This window comes from Soehngenia sp. (assembly GCF_055108775.1).
This window is the reverse complement of sequence record NZ_JBSQIL010000074.1, coordinates 1-8,539: the sequence shown is the minus strand read 5'-3', so window position 1 is coordinate 8,539 and position 8,539 is coordinate 1. Positions and strand designations below refer to the sequence as shown.

At 29.5% G+C, this 8,539-nt stretch carries 13 protein-coding genes; 2 read left to right on the top strand and 11 right to left on the bottom strand.

Features of this window, described 5'->3' with window-relative positions:
- The 11 genes from ACTB1H_RS08280 to ACTB1H_RS08230 all read right to left on the bottom strand — a co-directional run.
- Window positions 1–180, bottom strand: a 180-nt coding sequence (locus tag ACTB1H_RS08280; RefSeq protein WP_463262377.1) for a hypothetical protein, incomplete at its 3' end; no start/stop codon positions are given.
- 150 nt (window positions 181–330) lie between these two features.
- Complete coding sequence (locus ACTB1H_RS08275; protein WP_463262376.1) at window positions 331–1,260, bottom strand: homocysteine S-methyltransferase family protein; 930 nt, start codon at window positions 1,258–1,260, stop codon at window positions 331–333.
- A gap of 18 nt (window positions 1,261–1,278) precedes the next feature.
- Complete coding sequence (locus ACTB1H_RS08270; RefSeq protein ID WP_463262375.1) at window positions 1,279–2,142, bottom strand: MBL fold metallo-hydrolase; 864 nt, start codon at window positions 2,140–2,142, stop codon at window positions 1,279–1,281.
- 40 nt (window positions 2,143–2,182) lie between these two features.
- Window positions 2,183–2,335 carry a GNAT family N-acetyltransferase gene (locus ACTB1H_RS08265; protein ID WP_463262378.1) on the bottom strand — a complete coding sequence of 51 codons (153 nt, stop codon included), beginning with the start codon at window positions 2,333–2,335 and terminating at the stop codon, window positions 2,183–2,185.
- A 29-nt stretch (window positions 2,336–2,364) separates the two neighbouring features.
- Window positions 2,365–2,880 carry a hypothetical protein gene (locus ACTB1H_RS08260; RefSeq protein ID WP_463262374.1) on the bottom strand — a complete coding sequence of 172 codons (516 nt, stop codon included), beginning with the start codon at window positions 2,878–2,880 and terminating at the stop codon, window positions 2,365–2,367.
- Between the two features lie 29 nt (window positions 2,881–2,909).
- The gene (locus ACTB1H_RS08255; protein ID WP_463262373.1) at window positions 2,910–3,827 is read right to left on the bottom strand and encodes a class I SAM-dependent methyltransferase; all 918 of its coding nucleotides are present in this window, start codon (window positions 3,825–3,827) and stop codon (window positions 2,910–2,912) included.
- A gap of 173 nt (window positions 3,828–4,000) precedes the next feature.
- Window positions 4,001–4,861 (bottom strand): diaminopimelate epimerase, encoded by an 861-nt coding sequence (gene dapF, locus ACTB1H_RS08250; RefSeq protein ID WP_463262372.1) that lies wholly within the window; start codon window positions 4,859–4,861, stop codon window positions 4,001–4,003.
- A gap of 194 nt (window positions 4,862–5,055) precedes the next feature.
- Complete coding sequence (locus ACTB1H_RS08245) at window positions 5,056–5,508, bottom strand: HIT family protein (protein ID WP_463262371.1); 453 nt, start codon at window positions 5,506–5,508, stop codon at window positions 5,056–5,058.
- Between the two features lie 30 nt (window positions 5,509–5,538).
- Window positions 5,539–6,102 (bottom strand): GNAT family N-acetyltransferase, encoded by a 564-nt coding sequence (locus ACTB1H_RS08240; RefSeq protein WP_463262370.1) that lies wholly within the window; start codon window positions 6,100–6,102, stop codon window positions 5,539–5,541.
- 129 nt (window positions 6,103–6,231) lie between these two features.
- A complete protein-coding gene (locus tag ACTB1H_RS08235) occupies window positions 6,232–6,762 on the bottom strand; it encodes an NUDIX hydrolase (protein ID WP_463262369.1) in 531 nt (176 codons plus the stop codon).
- A gap of 46 nt (window positions 6,763–6,808) precedes the next feature.
- A complete protein-coding gene (locus ACTB1H_RS08230; RefSeq protein ID WP_463262368.1) occupies window positions 6,809–7,471 on the bottom strand; it encodes a 4Fe-4S binding protein in 663 nt (220 codons plus the stop codon).
- A 165-nt stretch (window positions 7,472–7,636) separates the two neighbouring features.
- Here ACTB1H_RS08230 and ACTB1H_RS08225 point away from each other — a divergent pair, with 165 nt between their 5' ends.
- On the top strand, window positions 7,637–7,783 hold the full coding sequence (locus tag ACTB1H_RS08225; RefSeq protein ID WP_463262367.1) for a hypothetical protein: 147 nt from the start codon (window positions 7,637–7,639) through the stop codon (window positions 7,781–7,783).
- Window positions 7,784–7,870: 87 nt separating this feature from the next.
- Window positions 7,871–8,539 (top strand): MFS transporter (locus tag ACTB1H_RS08220; protein WP_463262366.1); only part of this gene is annotated, 669 nt, incomplete at its 3' end.

Sequence of the window (8,539 nt, the reverse complement as noted above, 5' to 3'; positions counted from 1 at the left end):
GCCATATTCTTCAAAGTCTTTAACTTCTTTAATACTAACTTTATCATTCCAATAATTATCAATACCTTTGTTCATATTTGAAGAGAACATTATTGTCTTGCTATTAAAGTAAAAAATAGATAATATACATGCTAAAAAAACAATGATTATTGAAACTTTAGATAACTTTTTTATTCTCATTTTTTTCTCCTTAATTTAGTAAATTAATGCACTGTTCACTTTATTCTCTATAGATATCTTTAATACATCATGATTTACCACTGCGAAGTATACAATTGCTGTTGTAACACAATAAATTACAGATATTATTTAAAACCTTCTAATTTTAATTTACTTTTCTCCTCTAAATATGCCTGCTATAGCCTCCAAATATGCCTGATTAGTACCACAACATCCTCCAAAAATTTTAAATCCTTCATTATACAATAACCTCATTTTTGATGCTAATTCCTCAGGAGATGTTGATTTCAGTTCTTTAGAATTATCTAACTCCTCTAGTTCAAAATCTGAAGCATTAGCTTGTAAGCCTATAAACCTACTTTTAACTAGCTCATTTTTATTGAAAGGCTGGTTTAATGCATTTAATACAACATTAGGGTGAACACAGTTACTCATAAAACATAAAGCTTTATTTGTAGTGTTTTCATCTATAAATTTTATAGCTTCTGCTATAGTTGTCCCATCTAAAAGTTTCCCATCATTTCTTATCATAAAACTTATGATGTAAGGTATGTTAGTTTTATCCATAGCCTTGGCCATTCCTAAAGCTTCAGATATACACGGCATTATTCCTGCATATAAATAGTCAACTTTTGCTTCTTTAAATAGATTAGCCTGCCATAAATGGAACTCTTCTGATGACCTTTCATCAAAGATAGTTTTCCCTTTATAGGCATCTCCAACACAACCTATTAACCCTCCTACGAATATTTTTTGTGAGGGATATTTACTCTTTATCTCTTTTAAAAATCTAACATTATCTAATATGATATTTTCATCATAACCTGAAGCTAATACTCTATCTCTGTTAGCTCTTCTAGTTGGTGTTGAGATCATTATCGGAATATCAAATTTCACGGCTACATCAATATATTCTTTATATATCATTTCTAGTTTCTCTTTATCACTATATACAAAGGAGGCAAGAGCAACTTGTCCATCTATCTTAATATTAAATTCTCGTTTTAACCTTTCTGCTATTGCTCCTTCCATCAACAAATATCTTGATTTTAAAAAGCAACTAATAAAATCATTACTCAACAGCCTACCCCCATTAATTTATCTGTATTCCACTTTAAATTCATCAGTCTCATGTCCAAACACAACCTCTATGTATGGATAATGATCTACAAACTCTTTTAATTTTAGGAAACTTTTTCTCCCTTCCTTAATATTTGATGAATATTTGCCAGTTTCAACTCCAATTTCGAATCCTTTTTTGGTGCTACAAATATCACCCATAATTAAAACTTTTGACTCTTGACCATTAATTAGATAAGAAATGTGTCCTTTCGTATGTCCTGGAGTAGAAATTGCCCAAAGGGAACCATCTCCAAAAATATCTATGCATTTTCCTAATATAGGCATGTCTTGTCCCTGTAGAATATCTATTTTTTGTATATCTATCTTGTTTGCAAAAAAGTCAGAGTATACTAACGGAAAAATCCCTACCTCTTTTTCTCCATATCCATATATATATGGTATTTCTTTTGGCAATGATGGTACTCCTGCTGCATGTTCATGAATATGGGTTAAAAAAACGCCCTTTAAATTTATAGATCTTTTCTCAAGTTGTTTTTCAACCCCCTCTGAATCTTTTTCTTGAAAATGCCTTTTTTTAAAATAAAATTTACTAAGAATACCTTTAAAATTACCTTCAGCTTTTTTTGAAAAAGTGCTGTCAAATCCTGTGTCTATCAAATAATCCCCATATTTTTCATGCCTAAGTATATGCGCTAGTACTGGTATTTTAGCATACCCACCTTTTATTTGTTTAGCACCTTCATTCTTTAAATTAATTAATCCTGATACCTTACAAATAATTGTTCCAGTCTTTAATGTTTCAATACTAATTGAAGAAGATTTTTTTAACACTGAATCCCATTCCTTAAATTCTGATTTCTTAACCGTAAAGTTTCTCATATCTATCCCTCACCATGTGTCCTTGATACAAACTCATCCCTCAAAATTGAATAACAGCCTTTGTAATTTCTGTTACAAGGCCTTTGTTTTGAAATTTTTTCCCTAAACAGTATTCAATTTCTCCAAAATGGTTATTATTATCTATTAATAAATAAGCAATTTTCCCTATACGCTCATTTGTTTCTTTTAATATAATTGCCCCCTTTAATTCATCTACTTAATCTACTTTAATTTCTTCCACTCACTAGCTTTTATCTGAAAAATTGGATAAGCAACATTACTAAAAGGCCAGTTCTCTTTAATCCATTTCTCAACTGTTTTATAAAGAGCTCTCTCTATCTCAATTTCTCTGGCCCACAGATATACTTCTGCATCAAAACATTGTTTATCGCTTGGATTTATATAAACACAACCTAAGCATAATTTTTCATCTAAAGTCATTACCGTATATACAAATGTTTCTCTATTTTCAAACTCTTTTTCATGTCTATATAAATCCTCTAAATTTTCTTCAATTTTCATATTCTCTTCTGGCCAGGTATCATCATCTATTTCTGAATAAAGCTCTCTAATGTGCTTTCTACTGAACATTACTGCTTCATAATCTTTCTCTAAATCCCCTACTCTTAACTTTCTTAACCTAAAACTCTCTGTTTCCAAAGCTTTAGGAACTATAAATTCATTAGGAACAAATTCTTCTGTCATATTTTTCTCATCCAACATTACTATATATTTCATAATATCCATCAAATCATCAGTATCAACTGCTATACTTCTTCTTTCTCCTGTATTGAAGAATGTTCTTTTTCCTTGCCATTTAAAATACACGGTAACATTACAGAATGTATTTCTCTAATCAATGTATCATCTAAATCAAAACAAACAAGTTTATGTTTTTTAATTTCATAATCACTTAAAGGCTTTTTCCCCAAATACAAGTCCATAGTGTCATAAATATTAATTTCGCCCCCAAACTTATTTATAGCCTCTGTTATTCCATTATATAAATTGTTTTTTAAATCCTCAGCACACTGTCTATGATCTGAATAAGTTTCTAGAAGAGATATGTACTCACTAGCTTTTAATTTTCTTGTTTTTCTGTAAATCTTACTTTTTATATTTGTGAATCCGTACTCCTCTAATATTTGTGTGTATTTTTTGCAGGCGTCTTCATTAAATTCAGTAGGCTCCTTATCTGATGGTTTAAACTTTTCATACACTTTTCTGATTTCTCTATGTATTTTATCATCATCACGATTTACAAATGGGTGATTCCAAAACAAAGCTATTGTTCCACCAGGTTTTAATAAATCATAAACTTTCTTAAATCCTACGTCCTCTGGTATCCAATGAAATGCTGTTGCAGAGTATACAAGATCATATTGATTTTTATCACTAATAAAGTCTTCAAAACCTATATTTTGAACTTCAAAATTCCTAAAGGAAGAAAATTTTTCTTTAACATACCTAGCTAAATCCCCTCCAAGTTCAATAGCCCTAACACTACAGCCTGACTCTAAAATTGGTAAAGTAGCTTGCCCTGTTCCTATCCCAATTTCAAGTGCACTTTTAGAATTATTTAATTCCTCGTAATCAATAATATCTTCAAATAATTCTTCACTATAGGTTGGTCTATACTTATCGTAGTTTAATGGATCTTCATTAAACTTTAATCTTAAATCCATTTCATCACCCCTTCACAAAATAATGATTTGCACTTCTAATTTCCCATATATAATATGGATATTATACCATTTAATTCATGTTATTACTTTAGCCTTTTTAAAATATACTTACAGTTAATATAGAAAAACACCCTATAATCCATTTCTGAATAATAGAGTGTTCCTCAAATAAATCAACTAAAATCCTCAATAAGTTCATCACTTAAAACACCTTCTGCTATTTGTCTAACCTCACCAGTCATTCTTACATTCCACTCATCATCTATTTCAATAATAAGCTCTCCCCCTAACATTTTTGTTTTTATTTCATTATCAACTAGATTTTTCTTTTTTAAAACACTAGCTACTGCACAGGAAGAACTTCCTGATGCTAATGTAAAACCTGCTCCTCTTTCCCATATAAGAATTTCAGCTTCATTTCTTGATAAAACTTTTGCAAATTGTACATTAGTTCTATTAGGAAACATCTCATGATTTTCTATAAGCTTACCATAGGTTTTTATTTCATTTATCTCTAACTTATCTTTAATGATTACACAATGAGGATTTCCCATAGATACACAGTTTACTTCATATTCCTTATCATCAACTTGTAACTTTTCTCCTACTACTTCTTCCATAATAAAACTTGTAGGAATTTCTTTAGAATTAAAATTTGCCTTACCCATATCAACTGATATCCTCTTTGCCTTTTTACTTGAAGTTTCTTCAACTATATTAGCTCTAACTATGCCACCTTTTGTCTCAACTGTGAAGGCCTTATTACTAATAAATCCATAATCATAAACATATTTGCAAAATATTCTTAGCCCATTTCCACTTTTTTCTGCTTCTGAACCATCAGGATTAAAAATCTTTAAACCAAAATCTGCTTTAACTGATTTCACTTTAAGTAAAATTCCATCTGATCCTATTCCAAAATTCACGTTGCATATTCTTTGTATTGCTTTTTCAGTTAACTTAAAACTTATATTTTCTTCATCTAAAACTATGTATTCATTTCCTAATCCATGTGTTTTCACAAAATTGTTCATATAACATTCTCCCCAATCTATGTTTATAACATAAAACACCGTAAAATTTCTTAAATAATACGGTGTTAAGTGCCTATATTAAAATTTTATCATATTAATATGCATCAATGCATGAAATAAAGCTGTAACATTCAAAGTTCTCCATGTACTTTCTCCCTTAAATTATTGAGAATACCATTATATTAAAGCAAGCTTTATTTTGACAGTAATTTCTTAAGTTCCTTCTCTAACTTTTCTACCATATTCCTAAGGTCATCACCCTGTATACGCTTTGAGTCATCATACATCTCTTCTCTTGGCAGCCACCATACAGGTCCCTTTTTAGGTGTATCTCCTGTAACCCTAGGAAATAGATGCCAATGAACATGAGAATCCCCATTTCCAAGCAATTCATAATTCATCTTTTCGGGTTTAAATGCATTATATGCCGCTTCTGCAACAATACTCATTTCTTCTAGATACTTAACTCTAAAGTCTTTAGGTAAGTCATGTAATTCACTAACATGATGCTTACATAAAAATAATGTATACCCTTTAAAATGTTGATGATCTCCTATAACCACATATCCAGTTTCAAGTTCCATTACTAAATATGGATTACTCTTTTGTTTTATCATTTCAATTCTCTCACAAATTAAACATCCCATATCTATCCCTCCATTAAATAAAAATCTATTTTACAAATCAGATTTTAAAAATGAATATAAATCTAAATCAACTACTCCTTTACCTGTCCAAACTGTTCCTTGTCTTATAGTCCCCTCTTTTGTAAAGCCACTTCTTTCTAATACATTTTTAGACTTAATATTCTCAGGCATAACAAAAGCTTGTACTCTATTAATTCCAATTACATTTATTAAATATTCCTTCATTGCCTCCACTGCCTTAGTTGCAAAACCTTTTCCCCAATATTCCTCATTTAAAGTATATCCAATGGTAGCCATATTTACCTTATCATCAAAATCAAATATTTCCCCAACTCCAATGATTCTCTCCAGATTTTCATTACTACAAATTCCAAGAAATATGGTTTTCTTTTTACCAAAATCCCTTTCAAAATGAGTAATCATATTTTCAACTGTAGCTTTATTCTTTTTTGCAGTACCAGGTCTGTATTTAAATAAATTCTCATTACTATATATTGAATAAAGTTCTTCTAAATCAGTTTTTTCTATCTTTCTAAGAGTTATTTCACTTGTTTTAATAAGTGGAAACTCTGAAAATAATTTTGTTTTATCCATGGTTTTCTCCTTATAAAAATTAATAATATATCAAATATTCATTGGGTCATAGTCCATTAATAACATAAACAATATTAAATAAAACAGACCATCCTCCAATAAACATGTAATCCCCCATCTTCATCTAACTTATTTACCTTTAATCAAACTATCATAGTTTTCACTAACAGCCTTCAAAGCCTTGGTTTCTCTATATATCCATTTATTTATATCTAAACTATCACTTTTAATTATTTCCTCATTTACACGAATTGCCTCATTGAGATTTACCCAAATAGGTTTAAATCCCAACTCTATTTCATAGTCATCTAATTCTTGATCAGCTACTCCATCAGTTAATTCACATAAATAATAAGTAGAAATCATCTCAAAAACGAAATCCTTTCTATATCTATCTAAACTTCTTTCTATAAAAACTCCGATTTTTTCTTTTACAGCTCCTACTATATATCCAGTTTCTTCTTTAACTTCTCTTATTAATGTTTGCTCTTGACTTTCATCTTTGTTCATTCCTCCACCAGGAAATTTAAAATCTCCCTTGTTTGTTTGTACCAAGAGAATATTGTCATCTTCTAAAATAACTGCCCTCACAGCTTCTCTATAATTTGTTTTTGTCTTTTCATTTTTCTCTTTGATTCCTAATGTATAGTTAAAAAGCACTATTTTCACCTGCCTATAAATAAAAAGATATTTAATTTCTTATTTTTTATTTTGTCCCAATAGGACATACAACCATACATAATCCACAGGAATTTTTTCTATTATGTGTTTCTAAATAAAGACTTCTTTTTTCATTGCACAACTTATAATTAATCAATTCATTACATTTAGAATTTATGTTCCAATTATGTCCAATCAAAGCTTTGTACGGACAGATATCTACACATAAATTACATTCTTCTGGACATTTGCTTTTAGTTATAGGATTACCAATAGGAAGATCGTGGTCTATAAGTATTGAGGAAAGTCTTACTCTGGGACCATACTTTTCTGTTATCAAAACTCCATTTTTTCCTATCCATCCAAGTCCAGCATTAACAGCTGCAAACTTAAATGAAAATGGTGCAATCAGTGTTTCTTCACTTGATTGAGCAACTGATGGTACATGATATTTAATTTTATGTTTTTCTAATATTCCCTTAATATCTTCTAAAATTACATTAATCCTATTTCTAGCTTCTTCTATCAATCCTTCTAGCTTTTCTTCCTTATAATTGCTTATTTCTATGATTTCTTTATGTGGTATTGCCATAACTAATGAACATTTATAAAACTTCTTATATTCACTAAAATCAATATTTGAAACGCCCCATACTATATCAGAATTCTCTTCAAAAATTTCTACTAATTCTTTATAAAAGTTATCCATAAGCTTTCACCTATTAAAATTCTAATCTTCTTCATTATCAGGTACATCAATTATTATTTTCTTATATGAATATTATACCATTTAAATCATATTATTACATAAATATTCACATATGTACCAAGTTATATGATATAATTATTTTATTAAATTATAGGAGGTAGATTTATGGCTGGTGGTCTTATATTACTTTTATTCTACATACTAATATTAGCTCTGGGAATTTACTCATTTATCTTATTTATAAAACTTGCTCATAGAGGAATAAGGGCTCTTGATATCTACATATATGAAAAAGAAAGAAATAAACAATAGCAGCTTCATAAAAAATGGAGACTGCTATTTTTTTATGAAGCTTTTTAATGCACGAACTTAATTACAAAGTACTAGGGGGAAATAACAATGAAAACTATAAAAAAGGAACCTTTATGGAATAAGAACTTTCTATTATTATTACAAGGACAGTTGTTTTCAATTTTTGGAGATAATATCTATGATATAGCTCTTAGGGTTTGGATTCTTAGTAAAACTGGTTCAACTGCCATTATGGGATTATTTATGGCGATTTCAATTGTACCTAGAATAGTGATATCACCTTTTGCAGGAACCTTTATTGATAGGCATAATAGAAAAATCATCTTAATTTCTTGTGACATGATTTGTGCCATCACTTTACTTTTTACAGGTATATTGGCTAAGTTAGACCTTTTACAGCTTTGGATGGTAGTTTCGAGCGGAATTATTGTAGGGCTTTGTGGATGTTTTTTTAATCCTACCATCTATTCTATTTTGCCTGATATTGTTCCAAAATCTAAACTACTAAAAGCTAATTCAGTAGTTTCATTAATTAGTACAAGCGATGATATGATGGGAAATGCTTTTGGAGGTTTCTTGGTACAAATTATTGGAGCTCCTATATCCTTTTTGTTAAATGGATTTAGTTTTTTAATATCAGCTGTTTCAGAGATGTTTATGATTGTACCTAAAATAAAAATCAAATCAAAAAAGGTTAACTTTTTTCAAGATTTAAAAGAAGGTTTGCTTTTTATCAGTAAATCCAAGGGATTAAAG

Coding starts and splice junctions, on each gene's coding strand:
- ACTB1H_RS08260 (WP_463262374.1), bottom strand. CDS start 2,880: ATGAAATATATAGTAATGTTGGATGAGAAAAATATGACAGAAGAATTT.
- ACTB1H_RS08255 (WP_463262373.1), bottom strand. CDS start 3,827: ATGGATTTAAGATTAAAGTTTAATGAAGATCCATTAAACTACGATAAG.
- ACTB1H_RS08230 (WP_463262368.1), bottom strand. CDS start 7,471: ATGGATAACTTTTATAAAGAATTAGTAGAAATTTTTGAAGAGAATTCT.
- ACTB1H_RS08270 (WP_463262375.1), bottom strand. CDS start 2,142: ATGAGAAACTTTACGGTTAAGAAATCAGAATTTAAGGAATGGGATTCA.
- ACTB1H_RS08225 (WP_463262367.1), top strand. CDS start 7,637: ATGGCTGGTGGTCTTATATTACTTTTATTCTACATACTAATATTAGCT.
- dapF (WP_463262372.1), bottom strand. CDS start 4,861: ATGAACAATTTTGTGAAAACACATGGATTAGGAAATGAATACATAGTT.
- ACTB1H_RS08240 (WP_463262370.1), bottom strand. CDS start 6,102: ATGGATAAAACAAAATTATTTTCAGAGTTTCCACTTATTAAAACAAGT.
- ACTB1H_RS08245 (WP_463262371.1), bottom strand. CDS start 5,508: ATGGGATGTTTAATTTGTGAGAGAATTGAAATGATAAAACAAAAGAGT.